Source organism: Bacillus sp. A01H (genome assembly GCF_045277205.1).
Lineage (GTDB): Bacteria > Bacillota > Bacilli > Bacillales > Bacillaceae_G > Bacillus_A > Bacillus_A paranthracis.
Genome location: NZ_CP117703.1, coordinates 1 through 19,369 on the forward strand (window position 1 = coordinate 1; position 19,369 = coordinate 19,369).

The window sequence follows — 19,369 nt, forward strand, 5'->3', positions numbered from 1 at the left end:
TTCTGTTTTGAACAGACTTCGAGACGAGGGCATCTTAGGCTGATTGACTGTTACCATCCATCACAGCTGCGTAGCGAATATTCATCGCCCCAACAATATCACGATGCTTCTCAAATCCACATCGGCACTTGTATTTTCTGTCTTGTGCTTTGTTCGTTTCAGAACATTTCGGACATGTTTGACTTGTATAAGCAGGGTTCACATATTCTACCTTCATACCAACTAAATTCGCTTTGTATTCAATGAATTGTGCTAAACGATAGAATGACCAAGTGTGTAGATTTTTCTCGTTTTTACAACTTGTTCTTGCCGTCTGTCTAATATTCGTTAGTTGTTCTAAACGAATAACAGAAATGTTATTCTCGGTTGCAAAGTCAACGATTTCACGACTTACTTTGTGGTCTTGGTCTTGCATCCATCTTTGTTCTTTATCATCAAGTTGTCGAATGGCATTTAAATTCTTATTTTCATCTAACTTCTTACGAACACTACGAAACTTACGTTTCATATATTTATTTTGTCTACCATTGCCGAAGAAACGAACTTTATCATCGTCTGTGATGGCTACCGCAGGGACTTTAAGACCTAAATCTACCCCTAAAATCTTCGTGCCTGTTTTTTTATTTGTAGGAATCGTGACAGATATTTGAGCAATCCACTTATTAGATTTCTTCGTGATACGAAGTGTACCTAACTTGTGTTTTAACAAATTAAAATTGCGATTATATTTATCAGTTAATAAAGCACGAACTTTTAAGCGAGTTGATTTTCCATTTACCATGGGTGGAACTGGAATGTGCGTGAAATCAAACGAATCGTTTTGATTGTTCCATACACAAACAGGTCTCTTTAAAATCGGAATAACTTTGTATTTACGTTTTTTCACCTTTGTAGAAAACACACTTTTAGCGTCTTTAATTGCTTGGTTCTTCACTGCGCTTGGAAGATTCGCTTCAGCCATTTCAGATACAAGTGTATGAATGACTTTGATATACTCGTAACTACTTTATTCTAATAACTGAATTTGTTCTTTTGTTGGAAGCAATTTAAGTTTGACCGTGATTGTTTGTGACACAATTTTCACCCCCCTGTTATGAAGTAACCTTTGTCAATAGTTTTTCACCCATAATTTTTTTCTTGATGGCATACAGAAGCTTCAGAAATAAGATCTATCGACAGTTAACCACTCTATTATTCATGGATTGGTTACCTCAGGTTAATGGTCCATCGTTAGGCTCTTATAAATCTCGTTACGTGGATCACATCTTTTCAAATTCTAATAAATAGCTTGTTTATCAGAATTTCAGCTGTACCAGCAGAGGGGGGGGCATAGATAGCCAGACCTGTAATTCACTATCTCTGAAACTCATCTATGCCATCAATTGATACCTTCGGTCTCTAACTATGAATCAATCAACTTCATATCCCTTCTTCTTTATTTTCGGTGAATTTTACCTGTTTCTAATTCCCATATAAAACATCCCAGTTTTCTTGCGATAGCTGTAACGGCGACATTTCTAGGTTTCCCTTGATATATCATGTGATGATATTTTCTTTGTAACCTTTCTACAGACTGATCTGCATAGGAAATTACTTCGCTTCGTTGCCCCTTTTGTCTTGCTTTCACTCGTTTTGATTTTAATCCGATTGTTCCTCTGACCAACGCATTTGCACATTCTACAAGTATAGACCTAACGGTCGAATTGCCTTGTTTTGTAATCGAACTTCGACTGATTTTCTCTCCACTTGAGCTTTCGCTTGGCGTCAATTCTACATAAGCCATAAATGCTTTAGCCGTGGGGAACCGAGTGAAGTCTGCAAATTCCACATGAACAGTCATTGTCGATGTTGTGTCTATACCTTTTAAGCATCTTAACTTTGCGACTTGTTCTTTATATCGTTCAGTCTGAGATAATTCTTCTAACCTCAGACTGAACCGCTCAATTTTATCAACTAGAGCATCATACTGTAATAGATATTCATCTACCGTTTCTTTGAATAATCCTTGTAGATCAAGATTCTTTAACCATTTCATATAAGCGATTGTCCAGCTTGATTTCCCTTCGTAAATGTAGCCATGTCTTAAAAGAAATGCTTTTATCTGTTGTTTTATTTTTTTCAATGATGTTTTAAAATCACCTAACATGCGGATATACTCTTTTACGGCAACATTCTCTTCTTCTGGAACATATACTCCTTTATAAGTTCCATTCGCTAAATTAAGAGCAATCATTTTAGCATCGAATCTGTAATTTTTCACCATTTTGTTTTTGGATGAACTATACATTGTTGTTGGAGCTAAAATATCACAATCAATCCCATTTTCTTCCGAAAGATTATGAAGTGAATACCCTAAACAACCAGGCTCATATCCAGCTTTAATTTTTATATCTGCACCATATTTTATTTTCAGTTTCTCAACAAATTTTTTTACGAGAGATACATTTGAAGGACATCGTGCTTCTCTTACAATTTCCCCAGTTGTTCCGTGCAATGCACATAAGCTAAAGATTTCCTTGTGGACATCCATCCCAATATAGATTATATTTTCCATAGTGGCTTCCTATTATCATAGGGTATAAACCCATTTATAATGTTTGTTTTCACTCATTATTATGGGTTAAAATCCCTGACTTGATAATCTAGGGGGTTACTTCATATTATCTCGTCTTTTGATTTTCAACATACTGTTTAATTGTCTCAGTCGATACATTTCCAGCAGTAGAAACAAAATAGGAACGTGTCCATAGACTTGGCAAGTGTTGAAGATGAGGAAACTCTCCTCTCAAACACTTCGATGTCACTCCTTTAATTTTTGCCATTGTGTCAGCAGGACTAAGTGTTGGTAGTGTATTTAAGAACAAGTGAACGTGGTCTTTGTCGCATTCCATTGCGACTTTTAGCAAATCGAACAAAGCCTAGTTGTTTTTAGTAACTTAATAGTAAGCCACCATTATCATTGAAAACCCAGCCAGTTTATAATAAACCATACATGAAGATTTTATAAATGTATGGGGGAATTTAGGGAGATGATTAATCTGCAGAAAAAACAAGAAATCATACTACTGCACGTACGAGAAAATTATTCAAGAAGAAAAATTGCAAAACAATTAGGGCTTGATCGTGCCACGGTCGGAAAATACATCGATGAATACGAGGAAAAAAGAGAAAAACTTTTACAGGAAGATATGGAGGTAGACACAGGGGAATTAATACAATCTATTGTTGAAAAGCCGAAGTACAAAATTGGTACACGAAAAAAACGAAAGTTAACAGATGAAATGATACAAAAAATACAAGAACACTTAGAAGAAAACCTTAGAAAAAAACAAAAGGGATTAGGGAAACAGATGAAAACAGCGGTAGATATACATACCTGTTTAGAATCCGAAGGATATGATATTAGTTATGGCACTGTTCTTCGAACAATCAAATCCCTAGTGCACACACAGAAAGAAGCGTTTATTAAAGCGGAACATCAACCTGGACAAGTTTGTGAATTTGATTGGGGAGAAGTAAAGCTCATTATAGACGGTCAAAAAAGAACCTTACAAATGGCTGTATTTACGTCCGCATACAGTAATTTTAGAATGGCCTATCTGTTCACTAAACAAAAAACAGAGTGTTTTCAAGAGGCTCATGCATTATTTTTCCAAGAAGTAAATGGTGTGTTCCATACAATGGTCTATGACAATATGAGAGTAGCAGTCAAAAAATTTATTGGAAATGAAAAAGAACCGACAGAAGCTTTAGTCAAACTATCATTATATTATGGATTCCACTATCGTTTTTGTAATCCAGCAAGCGGAAATGAAAAAGGGCATGTAGAACGTAGTGTAGAAGTGGTTCGAAGAAAAGCGTTTGCCTACCAAGATACCTTTAAAACACTCCAAGAAGCTAACAAATACTTACATGAAATCTGTTTACAGTTAAATCAAAAGCCTAGGAAATCACACCAACAGATGACACCGAACGAGCTACTCTATACGGAACAAGAATATGTATTCATCGTTCCCCCTCCCTTTGATGCAGCACGCATATTAAATGGACGAGTGGATAAATATTCTACCATTGTGATTGATCAAAATCGTTATTCTGTACCAGATTATCTTGTAGGTGAAGTTGTCCGCATGAAAGTTTATAGCGATTCTATCCAATGTTTTTATCACGAAGAAAAAATCGCAACTCATTGCCGTAAAACAGGGAATCAGGAGTGGAGTTTACAACTCGATCATTATGTAGGCACTCTAAAGAAAAAGCCTGGTGCATTAGCCACTAGTTCGGCTCTACAACAGGCATCACCAAAGTTAAAGCAAATCTACCACTCTTACTATACCACTCACCCGAAAGAATTTATAGAATTACTTCACTTTATGCAGTCTGGTGTCACTCTAAAAGAGATAGAAAGTAGTATCAATCAGTTGCGTAATATCCATCCAAGCCATGTTACCACAGAAAAAATTAAGTTATTATGCGCAAAACAAAAGGAAGAACAGACACCAGTTTTAACATACTCATCTCAAAAAACAATTGATATTGAACACTATTCAAAAAAACACTTACAAACGTACGATCAGATGTTTCAAACAAAATACATTCATTAAGGAGAAGAAGTATGATTCAGTCTAAACAAATGTGGGTGGAAAAGATTGACACACTCAGTAAAGAGTTGAAATTACCTAAAATCCGTCAGGATTTTGAAGAAATCATTAAAGAATCCATACAAATTGACGCTAGTTATGAAGAATTTTTAGCACAATTGCTTCAAACAGAACTAGATGCACGGCAAGAATCAGCAAAATATAATCGCATTCGCCGCGCCGATTTTCCCTATAAGAAATATTTAGAAGATTTGTCTTTGATGGACCTATCACAAGATGCACAAAAAAAGCTCAAACTATTAAAAAATTTGGATTTCATTAAAGAAGGAAGAAATGTAATTTTAGCTGGGAATGCCGGAACTGGGAAAACTCATATATCTATTGGATTAGGAATTCAGGCCTGTATGGAAGGATATAGAGTTTGGTTCACAACAATTCCTTTATTAATCAACCAAATTAAGGAGTGTCGTTCCCAGCGTACATTACGCGCATTTCAAAATCGATTTGAAAAGTATGATTTAGTCATAGCGGATGAAATGGGATATATTTCGTTCGATAAGGAGGGCGCTGAATTACTATTTACTCACTTGTCGTTACGGGCAAATCAGAAAGCAACCATTATCACTACAAATTTATCTTTTGAAAGGTGGGGAGAGATATTTCAAGATCCCGTCATGACGGCAGCGATGATTGATCGTTTAACACATCAAGCATATATCGTAAACATGATAGGTGATTCCTACCGCATGAAGGAAACTGAAAAATGGTTAGAAGCACAACAATTAACGCAGTAGGAAAATTCGTATAACTTTATATATAATTCGAAAGAATTATAATTGAAAATCCAGCCAGTTTTATTAAAAATTGATACTGATTAGAATTCACAAAGGTGGCTGGGTTTTCAATGGTAATGTGGCCGAATTTTCAATTGACAAATACAGCCTAGTTTCGACAACTTTATTTTGTTCCCTACAACGGCAATGTTTTCATTTGTTTGTTTTGTGGCATAAGATTGTACGTTGTTCTTCTTAGATTTAAAGTGCGTATAAGCATCCGCAAGGTTGCAAACAGACGACTGAATCGCAATACTATCCACTTCTTTTAGCCAAACAAGCTTTTTCTTCATGGCAGGTAGTTTGGCAGGGCATATACAATAGGGCAAGCCTTTTCCTGTCTCTTTGTATGCAGGAGGAAATGATTGAATACAAAGCGAGAACACCCAATCGTTTTGTTGATTAGAATTGCTTTTACTTGTTTTGGATAGATACGAAACTTATAGGCTTTATTAATCCTTATTTGATTCACCTCCATTTCGGTATATAACTATTACATACCGAACATACGTCTGGTAGATAGTAGGGTAATACTTTCTATATGTCGAACAATTAAGATGGTTTCCTGCCATCCCTTGTTCGAAGCCAATTCATCTCCCACTTACTCACTGGACTGTGACCCTTCACGCTCCTTGAGGAAGGAGTCTTCTTGGCTAAAATGAATACATTTTATGAAAATCCGCAAAAAAATTTTAATATACTGTGTATCCTCACATAAGGTAATTATATTTTAGAACCATTTGAAGAAGACAAACATATAATGAAGTATATCTTCAATTTCTAAAACCTTCCTTTCTATATGCACGATTTGGAGACATCTCTCGAAAGATGTCCTCTTTTTTATGATAGCTACATAAAAAAATTTATATAACTTGATATAAAATCCTCCGATAATAAAAAAGAATGATTTACAAATAGAGAGTAGTATATGACAACTGTAACGCATTTTATAAGTACTACTTTATCTTATCTAGTAAAAACGTATTTTTGCTACTATGGCAGAACCCAATATATTTGATTGTAGTGAATTTAATTACGTATCTTACGCATACTCTTTATTCTTAAACAGAATAATTCTGCATTAATCTATAAAATCATTCCATATTCTAATTTATGATTCGATTTCTTGTAAACCAATTCTCTCCACAAAAAATATTATTCTTGATATATCTATCCAATGCCCTACTTCTGCACAAATAGATTCGAACAAAACATATACTAGCTTTCATTAAGTTGTATTACAAAATAAAAAAACAAGGAAGATACTCATTATAGCAAAACAAATTATCTACAAAGAGTTTTATGTAAAGTTAAGGAATTAATTCTTGGATTTTAAAACATATAAAGTTTAAATCTCGCGTATGTGGTAAAATGCCTTTAACATGTATATAATATTTCATTACATTAGTAATTAATTACTATATAAACAAAAAAGTATTTGATACATATTAAAATGTACCCTATATAGACACTAAAAAAAGTCTATTCTATAGGGTATTTCTTGTATAATAAAAGGAAAATTGGAATCGGAGAATGTTGAAAATGACGAAAAAGCTAATTACAGAAAGAGAAATTCAAATTCTACCAAATAACCTATACATAAGATTTGTAAATCAGAAAGGTATCACTTATACAGAGGAATTTAAACATATTTTTATTGAAGAAAATGAAAAAGGAAAACTATCTCGAAATATTTTTGAAGAATGTGGTTTTGATATGATTGGAATGAAACGGGTTATGTCATCGGAAAGTAAATGGCCATGCTGCTTATAAAAAAGAATCGAGATGAAATCTTGAAGAAAACCCTATTAAAATCACGTCGATTTAGAAATAGAAAAACGGATGCTCATCAGATAAAGATGGCATTGGCGGGTCAGTTTCAAGTTGCCTACAATTTAAAACGGATCTGTAGAATTATGAAGAAATACGAGATTGTCTGTCTGGTTCACAAAACGAATCCTTATAAAAGCATGCTTAAAACTACGAAAGAACATCGAATCGTACCGAATCAATTAAATCGGGAATTTAAACAAAATACCCCAGGGAAGACACTTCTTACAGATATCATCTATTTAGTTTACGGTAAGAATCAAAGAGCCTATTTATCTACAATTTTAGACAGCTCAACTAATAAAACTGTAGCTTACCATGTTTCAGAACAGCTGACATTAGAGCTCGTAACGACAACTCTCTATAAACTAAAAAGGAACCCACTACACAAGCCCTACGCCCTACTTATCAAAAGCTAAACCTTGGACAATCCATGTCAAGAAGAGGAAACTGTTGGGATAACGCCCCACAAGAATCGTTTTTGGGCCATCTGAAAGATGAAGCCCATATAAAGACCTTGCGCGTCCTTTAATGAGTTGAAACAAGAGATTCAAAAATATATGACGTACTATAATCACTATAGATATCAATGGAATTAAAAAAGATAACTCCTGTTGGATACAGAAATCATCTTCTTGATGTTACCTAACTTTCTTCAAAATGTCTTTTACAAAGGGTACAGATTATATATCAAATACTTTTTTATTTACAAATTGCCTATTTACAGCCTTTTTATATAACAATAAACAGGCTGGTGATTTCGATTTTTATTAAGAGAAATATTCCATATGCGATTTTTCTTATTAATTGCATGAAGCTGGTAGCTCCTACTATATTTTAAATAGTTTCTCAAATAATATTCATTTAAGATTCTTTTCAGTCTGTGTCGTGAAAATTCTGCTTACTTTTAAAAAGTTTACATCTATTAATTTTCATTTAATGATACCTTATACCTCGAAATAAAAAAAAAAATAAGAATTTTTTTATTGAACCACATATATTATCTTTAATATAACTAATTTTTAAGGAGTGAGACATATGTCGCAAGCAAACATCCCCAATATTACCCCCAATATTACAATTACCCGAGACGATGCTATTAACTTATTATTATCCTCAATTGCATTAGAAGAATTGGGATTAGCGCATATTGTAAATGCAGAAGGGGAAAAAATCCAATATGCTTTAGGAACTTTACCAGGCATAACAGGACCTGGGCCCTCAATATCTCAAATAATAAATGTAAATAAAAGTGTGCGAGATACATTAGATACTGTTATGAAAAAAGAATTATTATTAGATTCTAAATTAAAAAGTGTAATTGATTTAATTGGCATTTCTGATCCGACTGATCCGACTGGACCGACTGGACCAACTGGACCAACTGGGCCGACTGATCCGACTGGACCGACTGGACCGACTGATCCGACTGGACCGACTGGACCGACTGGACCGACTGGGCCAACTGGGCCGACTGGACCAACTGGGCCGACTGGACCAACTGGGCCAACTGGGCCGACTGGACCAACTGGGCCAACTGGACCGTGAAAATAAATTATACTTAAACATCTTATTTATAAATTTCATGATACGTGAAAACCCACGCTGAACTTTAGTTTCTCTTTAAGCATTGGTTTTTACGTATCGCTTTTTGGTGGGTAAACAACCCTATTTTGAGCATATGCTCGTATAAGTCGTTAAAATATACATAGATTTATACGCTATTAGGGGGTATATCATAACACATGAATTTATAGTGCCTATTGTGAGAGTATTACTGGTCCAATACACGCTCGCACACTAATGATGCAAAAATCAATTCCGCCTTCAGTAGTAAGAATATTCCCGAATTGGATGTTCCTTTAAATTGCTTAAAATGAGTAGTATTTATATTCATAAAACTATAAAAAACGTATCATTTTACCTTTTTCGGAGGATTAATCTATATTTTTCAAACTGACTTGCTCATGACAATTAGAACATGTACACTTTTTTAAGCCAACTTGCCCATGACAATTAGAACATGTACATTTTTTTAAGCCGACTTGCCCATGACAATTAGAACATGTACACTTTTTTAAACTGATTTGCTCATGACAATTAGAACATGTACATTTTTTTAAGCCAACTTGCCCATGACAATTAGAACATGTACATTTTTTTAAGCCGACTTGCCCATGACAATTAGAACATGTACACTTTTTTAAACTGACTTGCCCATGACAATTAGAATATGTACATTTTTTTAAGCCGACTTGCCCATGACAATTAGAACATGTACACTTTTTAGGAGGGGAGTTAGTTAAATCATCGCCCATAGAGATAACATCCTCTAATTTAAGTTGTAACAATAATTGAGATTTTAAAACTGTTTTTAAAGTATTATTAACACTTTTATTCAACAATAACGCGCTATTTAAATCTACATCTTTTGTTTTTAAAAAACATTGTATCTTTTCACCCTCAGCATTTAAAATATGAGATAATCCAATCTCCTCCATAGCAATAGAGGAAAGTAATAAATTTTTTGTCTCCTCACTTGTTACCGTGATAACCGGTGTAATATTCGGGATGTTAGGTAAAGACATAATATCTCCTCTTTTTAAAACGTATTAACTACTGGAAAACTATACATTACCATTATAAATTGTAAAAACAATCAATATCTCTAGGATGAATGTCCTTCTTCATAAGAGTGTAAGTTATCAATTTAACAGATTATTATTTAAATTTATTTTTAAAGGAATTATATACTAATTATTATGCCTATCTCTAGCCTAAAATACCTCACTTTTTATCATTGTATTAAAAGTTTATATACTTTGAAAAAAATAGACATAGAGCATTTTAATAAAATCCAATTTTTTGTCGTCCATTGAATAAATATTCTTTTTTCTAACAATGGAATGCCATTCACTTTCAAATTTACGAACAAGTATATTTTTACATTTGTTCGGGATTAATTTAATTTGTGAACTACCCGCCACTTAGTGTCCTAACGGACTGTTTGAAGTGGGGGCTTCTCGGTTAGTCGTTACTTTTTGGTAGCTAACGAATTCGTCCTAAGACAGCCAAGCGCCCCCCCTTGTTCCAAGGGGGATTTTATTGCTATCTATGCTAACGCTAATAGACGTATCTCTTCATTTTTGATATTGATAGCTGCGTTATAATCTCTATCGGGATTTACACCGCATATACAAGAGTAGACTCGCTCAGATAATGACATCTTTTTCACAACTGCTACATGTTTTTGTGGAAGGAAACCATTTGTCTATTTTCACAGGCTGTTTGCCTTGTTCATTTAGTTTATAAGCTAAGAAAGAAGTGAACATACTCCAAGCATTATCAGCGACGCTTTTTCCAAAATGAAATACTTGTGATATTCCCTTCATATTTAGATCTTCAATAGCTACAACATCAAAATGAGAAGCGAACTCTTTAGACTTATGGTGAAGGAATTTCTTACGTTGATTTGCTACTTTTTCATGCGGATTAGCTACACAGATACGTTGTTTATTCCACCCCTCTGAACCTGTACGTCTTGCAAATACTCGTTGAGCATTTGCTAATCATTTTAACAATTCACGATAGAACGTAGAATAATTGGCTCTCTCATCCTCAGAACTGACGTATAATGGATCCATCGCAAAGTCTAATCTAACAACTGTTTCTACTTCTTTTTGTACGATCTCTTTTTCATATTCAATCAAAATGGACACATAGTATTTACCGGTGGGTGTCATAGAAATTGTACATGACTTGATTATATGGTCTTATGGTATTTCCCTATGCTGTTTGATACGTACCATTTTCAGTTTTGACAATTTGACATGACCGTTAAGCAACATACTATTTCCGTTCACTACATGCGTTGTATAAGACTTTCTGTCTTTTTTGCTTTTGAATGTTGAGAAGTCATTTTGACCACGAAAGAAAATTTTATAGGCAGCTTGCAAGTTTCGTTGAGCATTTGCCAAAGCTAATGAATCAACTTCTTTTAACCACTCAAATTCTGCTTTGTATTTTGCAGGAGTGAGAAGTTTTTGTTTCTTTAGTTGCTCCTTATCCTCTTTATGTTTTTCATACGCTTCTTTCCATTCAGCTAACATTCTGTTATACACGAAACGTACACAACCGAAGGTTTTATGCATAAGATATGCTTGGTCTCCTGTTGGATACAAACGGAAGTTATATACTTGATTCTGTCATATCATATCATATCATATCATATCACCTCACTTTTCACTTTGATTTTCAATATATGTTTTTACTACGTCTATTGGCGAACCACCAGTAGTTAGCAAGCAAAAACTTCTTGACCAAAACATCTCTTTCCAAAGTTTCTTTTTTACTTGTGGAAAGTCTCTTTTAAGAAGTCGAGAACTTGCACTTTTATAAGCATTGATAAATTTTGTCATTTCTGTATTAGGTTGTGCCTTGAACAACATATGAACATGGTCTACATCATAATTCCATTCAACTAATGTGATGTTATAGTTTTCAGATAGTCGAACAAACATATCTTTTGCATAGTTTAACATATCATCAAACACATTTCTTCTGTATTTCACGACCAACACAAGGTGATACGGCAACAAGAATACTGAATGGTTATTACTATCTAATTTCATTTATATAACAACCTTTATCATTTATAAGACCGGTTATATCAGAGGCGAAATAAAAATGAAAATCTTTTGGCTACGCCCCTCACACACTTGCGGAAGGAAGATTCTTTCGGGAAATTCGTTAAAAATAGCCCCTGAGGAATTTACGATTATACCCTGTTCAACACTAAGAATGTGTGAACAATATAATTCAAATCAAATTCTTATGAATTCACTAAAAGTTATACAGATATTTAATTTATATCTTACAGAGAGAATACCTAAACTTTATTTTATATTTATTTGTACAGACAATTTTTTTTTACAATAAACATATACCATTAAATATGAAGATGTAAACCTTTAAAATACACCAATATATAGGGGGGAGTACTTAAATGCAAGTGGTTATTTTATGTGGTGGAAAAGGATTAAGAATGAATGGGTTATCTAAATCTATTCCTAAATCTCTTGCTCAAATACAGAATAAACCTATTATTTGGCACATTATGAATCTATATAGTAAATACTCACATACTGACTTTTTATTACCACTAGGCTATCAAGGCGACCAAATTAAAGAATATTTTCTTGAGTATCATTGGAAAAGTAAAAACTTTAAAATTAATCTGGAGTCAAATCAATTAGATATATTAAATGCATGTGAAAATTGGAATGTAACTTGTATTGAAACAGGAAAAAATACCATGACTGGTGCACGCCTAAAAAAACTAGAGCCCTATATTCAAGATGATTTATTTATGATTACGTATGGTGATGGATTAGCTGATATAAATATAAATGAATTAGTAGAGTTCCATATAAGAACGGGAAAAACAATGACGTTAACTGGCATATTACCTAAGAACCAATACGGAGTGTTAAAATCTTCAAATAATATAATCACTGAATTTGCTGAAAAACCAACGGTATCTAATAGGATTAATGGAGGATTTTTTGTATGCAATAGAGATATATTTAACTATTTAGATGAGTCAGAAGACTGTGTGTTAGAAGAATTACCTTTTAAAAGGCTAGTGGAAGATCAAGAATTAGCAGTATATCATCATGATGGGAAATGGATTTCAATTGATACTTATAAGGACTTGGAAATAGCAAATACGCTTTGGAATACCTAAATTAAGAGGAGTCTGTTATCATGAATAATTACATTGAACGTTTATTAGAAAAGCTAAAGAATAGCTATCTTGCGGCATTCCCATCTTCAGAAGTTGAACATTTACAAAAAGATGAAAAAGAAGAAATAATACAAAGTCAAAATCCTATTATACCAATGACAAAACTTGAAGACCATGACACATGGGACATTCAAGTTTCAGCAGCAATTGAAAATACCGATAAAAATATAATGATTGACGGATTAAACTTTTGTACCATTGTAGGAAAAGAATATTTATTTAAAGTATTAGCTTTTTACGAATCTCTTAAAATGAATTCAGATAAATTCAATCTTTTTATTTGCTGTATGGATCAACTAACATTTTCATTTTTACAAGATAAGGACCTTAAAAATGTAATTTTAATTCCCGTAAAAAGTTTTGAAAATCCTACATTAAAAAAAATAAAAAAAGAACGTAAAATTAATGAATATTGTTGGACATTAAAGGCACCTTTCATGGAACTTTTGTTTCGTAAATATAACATCCCAAGAGTTTTGTATTGCGATAGCGATTTATTCTTCTTTTCCAACCCTCAGGCCATTTTTGATGAATGGAGAGAATTTGCAGTGTATTTATGTCCTCAACGAGATTCAAAAAATGTAGAAGAGGTTTTCGGAAAATTTCAAGCTGGCCTCATTGGCTTTAAAAATAATTTTCATGGTAGAAAAAGTTTGAAATGGTGGCGAGAGCAGTGCCTTAATTGGTGCTCACAAGAACGAGATGGAGAGAATTTTGGAGATCAAAAATATTTAGATAAAATTCCTATCTATTTTCATCATATTAAAATCTCTACTCATTTAGGTATTGATGCAGCTCCTTGGAACTGCATTTATAATAATAATTATAAATTTACAAAACAAGAAAACAATATATACATTGACGATCATAAATTAATTGTTTTTCATTTTGCTTGTTTATCTATATTTGATGAAAATCAATTTGATTTATGGTCATTAAGCCCTTTGAAGATCAATAAATTTATAAAAAATAATATCTATATACCTTATTTACAAACTCTACGCCAAGTTATAAAAGATATAAAACATGTAGATACGGATATATTTAATCAATGTGTTACTAATAAAGAAGTAATAACTGCAAAAACTTTTTACGGTTACACAAAATTACGTAGAGAAATGGATCAATATGATACTTTCTGTAATTTTGGAACCATTGTAAGCCAAAATTATATCCTACAATTTTCAGCTTTATATCTATCTTTAGCAGAGAAGATTAAAAATTTTCACATATGGATTCTTTGTGTAGATTCATATACGTATGATGTATTAGACAAAATGAAACTTTCTCATGTTACATTAATTAATATAGCAGATTTAGAAAATGAAGAACTGAAAAACATAAAAAATACTAGAAGTTTGCAAGAATATTGTTGGACATTAAAACCTTATTTATGTTCCTATATTCTGCTTAATTATGGAGAAGTAGATCACATTATTTATTGCGATGCCGATAAATGCTTTTTCTCAGATCCAACACCATTATTAGAAGAATGGGGACTATATTCTATATTTTTATGTCGACAACGCGGCACTCCAGACCTCGAACACAAATTCGGTATGTATCAAGCGGGGTTAATAGGCTTTAAACGTGAAAAAAATAGTTTAGACATTTTATCCTGGTGGAAAATGAAATGTCTAGAAAACTGCTCTACCACTTATAATGAATATTATAATAGTTGGGGAGATCAGAAATATTTAGATGGTATACCTAATATATTCGGAAATATAAAAATCATAACCAATATAGGCATTAATGTTGCTCCTTGGAATTTAGTAATGAATAACAACCATAATATATCTCAAAAAAACAAACAGATTTATATAGATAATGAACCTTTAATTTCATATCATTTTGGAAGCATGCGAATAATAAATAAAAATGAATTTGATATTTGGTTTCAAGAACCTTTATTTTTCGCTCCAGATACACTGCAATACATCTATACTCCTTATATAAAGCTCATCAAACGTGCAAATAAAAAGCTACAAAAAACTTTATCCTCCACAGATATTTCTCACCTGTATGCTCAACTTCCTATTAATTATATTCCTCAAAATCCATATACAGTTTAATATACTTAGATAGATCAGAAAAGAAAGGATAAAGCTATGAAAAACAATTTAAAATCCCAAAATGTCTTTGTCACTGGGGGACATGGATTTATAGGATCTCATCTCGTAAAAAAGCTATTATATAGCGGTGCAAACGTATCTATATTAGCTAAAGAACATGCAAATTTATGTCGAATAAAAACGGTATTAAAAGATATTCAAATTTTGAATGGAGATATTAAAGATACTGATCGAGTTCAAGAAATAATAACACAAATACAACCCGATTATCTGTTTCATTTGGCTGCAGATAGTGGACATTCGCCACAAAATAATACTATCAATAAAATTAATACAAATATTCTAGGGACAACTAATATAATGGAAGCCATAAAACGAACTGGATGTAAAAAAATCATTAACTTAGGTAGTAGTTCAGAATATGGGGTGTCAGAAACACCTATTCATGAAAACACACCCTTAAATCCGCAAGATGTGTACGGAATAACTAAATTAGCTGCTACACAAATTGCTCATCATATTGCAATGAAAAATAAAATTAATATTGTTACATTACGACCATTTAATGTCTTTGGAGAAGCAGCTCCCCCAGAAAACCTTTTTGGTTACATTATTTCACGATTAATTCAGAATCAAGAAGTTTTTTTATCAAAATGCATACAAACACGAGATTATTGTTACATTGAAAATATAATCACAGGTATGATATTAGCAGCTACAAAATCTTCACTAAAAAATGAAATTTTTAATATTGGTAGTGGCGATAGCCATCCTTTAAAATATTTCGTAAAAAAAATTTTCCAGCATTTTGATTCAAAAAAAGAACCTCACTATGGAGCTATACCATATTCATTCAATGAAAGAATGCATGTTGCATCTGATGTAAGTAAAATTAAAAAAGTTTTAGACTGGAAAATTACAATTTCTTTAGAACAAGGCATTGAAAAAACAATTGAGTGGTATCAAAGTACTCAAAATAAGTAATGAAAGAAAAAAAAAAAGGGAATTTTCAAAAATGAAATTTAACAAAATTAAAACTTTCAAGAATAAAAACATATTAGTAACAGGCCATACCGGTTTTAAGGGTTCTTGGTTAACATTATGGTTAAATAAATTAGGCGCTAAAGTCATCGGATTATCCATAGATTCTGGTCATGAAAAAGGAATTTTTAATTTATCCCAGATAGGAAAAGATATTATTGATATCCGGGGCGATATTAGAGATGAAAAAAAAATCAATTATATTTTCGAGAAATATACTCCCGAAATTATTTTTCATTTAGCAGCTCAACCTCTAGTAAAACATTCTTATCAATACCCTAAAAATACGTATGATGTAAATGTAATGGGAACTTTGAATATATTAGAAGCAATGAGAATATGCCCTTCACCTCAAATAGGCATCTTTGTTACTAGCGATAAATGCTATCAAAATAATGGTTGGGATTGGGGATATAGAGAAGTTGATCCTATGGGGGGAGTCGATCCATACAGTTCCAGTAAAGGTTGCTGTGAGTTACTTGTTTCTTCTTATCGCGATTCGTATTTTAATACGCAACAATTTTCGAAACACAAAAAAGCACTTGCTACCGTACGAGCTGGAAATGTCATTGGAGGTGGAGATTGGGCATCAAATCGTATTATTCCTGATGCAATGAAATCCCTGTTAACTAATCAAGAAATTATTATTCGTTCTCCAGATGCTATACGTCCGTGGCAACATGTATTAGAAGCTCTAAGTGGCTATCTTACGCTTTCTAAAAAATTATTAGAAGAAAACATAAGGTACTCAGGAGCTTGGAATTTTGGTCCATTTTCACATAGCATAATTCCTGTACAAGAATTAGTAGAACATATTATTCGGATTTGGGGATATCAAAGTGCATGGAAAGTCTTGCAGAGTGAAAAAACATTCTATGAATCTAAAATATTAAGTCTAGATATTAGCAAAGCAAATAGATCCTTAAAATGGTTCCCAAAATGGGATATTTACGAAACTGTAGAAAAAACTGTGGAATGGTATAAACACTATCAAACATCCAACGTCCGAGAATTGTGTGATAAACAAATTAACGAGTACTGTAATTTATAATTTGTATAGTAGAAACCTATCTTTCTATTACTAGTGAACAAGGAAATATAATTTCTAGAAGACAAAACTTCCCGTATTAAATATGGTGATTAAACTCTTTTTAATACGGGAAGTTTTTTATTATCATATGGAAGCAAAAATGTAAAAAGTAAGCAGATTTTTTATCAACTGTGATTACACGAAGTTTAGAAACCTAAAAAGATTGCAAAGCGTTATTCAAGAATTACTTTGTATCCTTATCATTTCTAGATTTACTCAGATCAAATGCAGTGGTGTTTCCTTCTGAAGCAACGACACGATATAAATACATATGCTATCCCTTTCATCTATTTTTTATGAATTATTTTGTTGCTTGAGATAATATCGGAAACTTAAGTTGTACCGCGGGTATCAACATACTGTTAATCAAATAATATCCGGTGGAAAAGATGATTCCGTTTGAACATCTTTTCGTTTCTCATGCTGAGCACACACCCTTTATAGAATAATACTATCGGTAGATCCCAATTTAGGATATTACTTGCACAACCTTTTGGGATCAGAACTATATTTCTGTTAGATTACTATTCAAATAATTCCCATTACTTTATACAGAGTCAATACTGATTTTTTAAATATTTAGCAGTTAAATTAGCTCAAAACATTAAAAAATGTATTATTTTATAAAACATGCCTTCCCGTATCGAACTACTAACACATATTAAAATCCAACGATTTATTTACACTAAAAACATAATTTGAATATTATATATAACCATGTATACAATACTTGATAATAAGGAGGGTATAACCTTTGACGAAGTTATTTATAACAAATCAACAAGATAACAATGTATTAGTAATTGATAGCGTTTCAAATACTGTTATATCTACCATCCCTGTAGGGAATTTCCCACGTGGTATTGTCATCACCCCAAATGGTGAATATGCTTATGTTGCAAACTTTCGAGAAAATACTATCTCTGTTATCAATCTGGAGATTAATACAGTTGTACAACAAATACCGGTAGGTACAAATCCAATCGAAATGGCGATTACTCCAAATGGACAACAAGTATATGTCACTAATTTTCGGAATGATACAGTGTCAGTTATTGACACCAAAAATAACACTGTCACCAAAAGTATTCCAGTCGCTAGCATGCCTAGAGGAGTTAGCATCACTCCGAATGGTAAATATGCTTATGTGGTCACTTACAATAGTAATCGCGTATCAGTTATTGATATTTCTACCCATTCTATTATTAAAACTATTGTAGTTGGCGCCGCACCAATAGATATCACAATTACACCTAATGGAAAATTTGCATATGTCACTAATTTTAGCAGTCGTGAAATATCTATTATTGATATATACGAAAACGAATTAATAGATACAATTGAATTAGAAGTTAACCCTTATGCCATTGCTGTATCTCTAGATGGGAAAATTATTTATGTAACAGGATATAATACAAATAAAATTTTTATGATTAGTACAATAACACACTCAATAATAGATTCAATAACCGTAGGAAACATGCCTATTGGTATCTCTTTGTCATCCACTATAGTTTATATTCTAAACACAGAAAGTAACACCCTATCAACAATAGACCAAAAGTCGAATACAGTTATACGGACATTCTCCACCGACTCTAGGCCTTATGGAATAGCCATCCATCCCCCACTATTTCTAGAAATAAATAGCAGTGTCTATTTTACCTTTTCGGATGGAGAAAAATTAATTTATAGCGATGCAGACGGTTTATCCCAATATGAAACAGCAAATATTTTATCTTCAAACAATGTTTTGTATACAAACTTATTTATTAATGGTGTACTCCAACCAACAAATCTATATAAAATTGAAAATGGGAAATTATACTTATTAATTGATGAAGCACCTATATTAGGCTCTCCTATAATACTTCAATTCATTACTTCTTTGAGAGGGAATAATATAAGAGAACAAATACAACATGTCACACCTTATATTTCAAACAAACATGTGAAAAATCTATTCACATTCAAAAACATGTATTTAAAATGCATTAATATTTTACGTTCTATATTTTAATTATATAAACGTTAAAACACTATTTTAATATGCACCTTTTCCAAAAAATCGAATAAGCTATATTGAGGACAAC

At 32.5% G+C, this 19,369-nt stretch carries 12 protein-coding genes and 5 pseudogenes; 10 read left to right on the top strand and 7 right to left on the bottom strand.

The window, feature by feature from the left end; genetic code table 11:
* Positions 1-34 precede the first annotated feature (34 nt).
* The 3 genes and pseudogenes from PSR14_RS29460 to tnpA (PSR14_RS29470) form a co-directional block, all read right to left on the bottom strand.
* Complete coding sequence (locus PSR14_RS29460; protein ID WP_262727052.1) at positions 35-961, bottom strand: RNA-guided endonuclease TnpB family protein; 927 nt, start codon at positions 959-961, stop codon at positions 35-37.
* 474 nt (positions 962-1,435) lie between these two features.
* A complete protein-coding gene (locus tag PSR14_RS29465) occupies positions 1,436-2,554 on the bottom strand; it encodes an IS110 family transposase (RefSeq protein ID WP_262727053.1) in 1,119 nt (372 codons plus the stop codon).
* Positions 2,555-2,660: 106 nt separating this feature from the next.
* A pseudogene (tnpA, locus tag PSR14_RS29470) lies at positions 2,661-2,909 on the bottom strand (IS200/IS605 family transposase); the annotation flags it as partial.
* Between the two features lie 120 nt (positions 2,910-3,029).
* On the opposite strand from tnpA (PSR14_RS29470), the gene istA reads away from it, so the two are divergent.
* Both istA and istB read left to right on the top strand, forming a co-directional pair.
* Complete coding sequence (gene istA / locus PSR14_RS29475; RefSeq protein WP_113733058.1) at positions 3,030-4,604, top strand: IS21 family transposase; 1,575 nt, start codon at positions 3,030-3,032, stop codon at positions 4,602-4,604.
* A gap of 11 nt (positions 4,605-4,615) precedes the next feature.
* Positions 4,616-5,395: an IS21-like element helper ATPase IstB gene (gene istB, locus PSR14_RS29480; RefSeq protein ID WP_113733057.1), complete on the top strand. Its 780-nt coding sequence runs from the start codon at positions 4,616-4,618 to the stop codon at positions 5,393-5,395.
* A gap of 122 nt (positions 5,396-5,517) precedes the next feature.
* On the opposite strand, the pseudogene PSR14_RS29485 reads toward istB, so the two are convergent.
* A pseudogene (locus tag PSR14_RS29485) lies at positions 5,518-5,912 on the bottom strand (helix-turn-helix domain-containing protein); the annotation flags it as partial.
* A gap of 1,055 nt (positions 5,913-6,967) precedes the next feature.
* Here PSR14_RS29485 and PSR14_RS29490 point away from each other — a divergent pair.
* The 3 genes and pseudogenes from PSR14_RS29490 to PSR14_RS29500 form a co-directional block, all read left to right on the top strand.
* Positions 6,968-7,192 (top strand): annotated as a pseudogene (locus tag PSR14_RS29490) (IS3 family transposase); the annotation flags it as partial.
* A gap of 23 nt (positions 7,193-7,215) precedes the next feature.
* A pseudogene (locus tag PSR14_RS29495) lies at positions 7,216-7,913 on the top strand (IS3 family transposase); the annotation flags it as partial.
* Between the two features lie 389 nt (positions 7,914-8,302).
* Positions 8,303-8,812 (top strand): hypothetical protein, encoded by a 510-nt coding sequence (locus PSR14_RS29500; protein ID WP_277505644.1) that lies wholly within the window; start codon positions 8,303-8,305, stop codon positions 8,810-8,812.
* A gap of 389 nt (positions 8,813-9,201) precedes the next feature.
* On the opposite strand, the gene PSR14_RS29505 is transcribed toward PSR14_RS29500, so the two are convergent.
* The 3 genes and pseudogenes from PSR14_RS29505 to tnpA (PSR14_RS29515) all read right to left on the bottom strand — a co-directional run bounded on the left by PSR14_RS29505 (position 9,202) and on the right by tnpA (PSR14_RS29515) (position 11,895).
* Positions 9,202-9,852 (bottom strand): hypothetical protein, encoded by a 651-nt coding sequence (locus PSR14_RS29505; protein ID WP_277505645.1) that lies wholly within the window; start codon positions 9,850-9,852, stop codon positions 9,202-9,204.
* 524 nt (positions 9,853-10,376) lie between these two features.
* Positions 10,377-11,445, bottom strand: a pseudogene (locus PSR14_RS29510) (RNA-guided endonuclease TnpB family protein).
* 54 nt (positions 11,446-11,499) lie between these two features.
* Complete coding sequence (gene tnpA, locus PSR14_RS29515; RefSeq protein WP_277505647.1) at positions 11,500-11,895, bottom strand: IS200/IS605 family transposase; 396 nt, start codon at positions 11,893-11,895, stop codon at positions 11,500-11,502.
* A 374-nt stretch (positions 11,896-12,269) separates the two neighbouring features.
* Between tnpA (PSR14_RS29515) and PSR14_RS29520 the strand changes: the two genes are divergently transcribed.
* The 5 genes from PSR14_RS29520 to PSR14_RS29540 all read left to right on the top strand — a co-directional run bounded on the left by PSR14_RS29520 (position 12,270) and on the right by PSR14_RS29540 (position 19,296).
* Positions 12,270-13,010, top strand: a complete 741-nt coding sequence (locus tag PSR14_RS29520; protein ID WP_098487788.1) for a sugar phosphate nucleotidyltransferase — start codon at positions 12,270-12,272, stop codon at positions 13,008-13,010.
* Between the two features lie 20 nt (positions 13,011-13,030).
* Complete coding sequence (locus tag PSR14_RS29525) at positions 13,031-15,145, top strand: glycosyl transferase (RefSeq protein ID WP_262727056.1); 2,115 nt, start codon at positions 13,031-13,033, stop codon at positions 15,143-15,145.
* Between the two features lie 36 nt (positions 15,146-15,181).
* Positions 15,182-16,129: an NAD(P)-dependent oxidoreductase gene (locus tag PSR14_RS29530; RefSeq protein WP_262727057.1), complete on the top strand. Its 948-nt coding sequence runs from the start codon at positions 15,182-15,184 to the stop codon at positions 16,127-16,129.
* Positions 16,130-16,160: 31 nt separating this feature from the next.
* Complete coding sequence (gene rfbG, locus PSR14_RS29535) at positions 16,161-17,237, top strand: CDP-glucose 4,6-dehydratase (protein WP_262727058.1); 1,077 nt, start codon at positions 16,161-16,163, stop codon at positions 17,235-17,237.
* A gap of 793 nt (positions 17,238-18,030) precedes the next feature.
* Positions 18,031-19,296, top strand: coding sequence for a DUF4183 domain-containing protein (locus PSR14_RS29540; protein ID WP_262727059.1), 1,266 nt, complete (start codon positions 18,031-18,033; stop codon positions 19,294-19,296).
* The last annotated feature ends 73 nt before the right edge of the window (positions 19,297-19,369 follow it).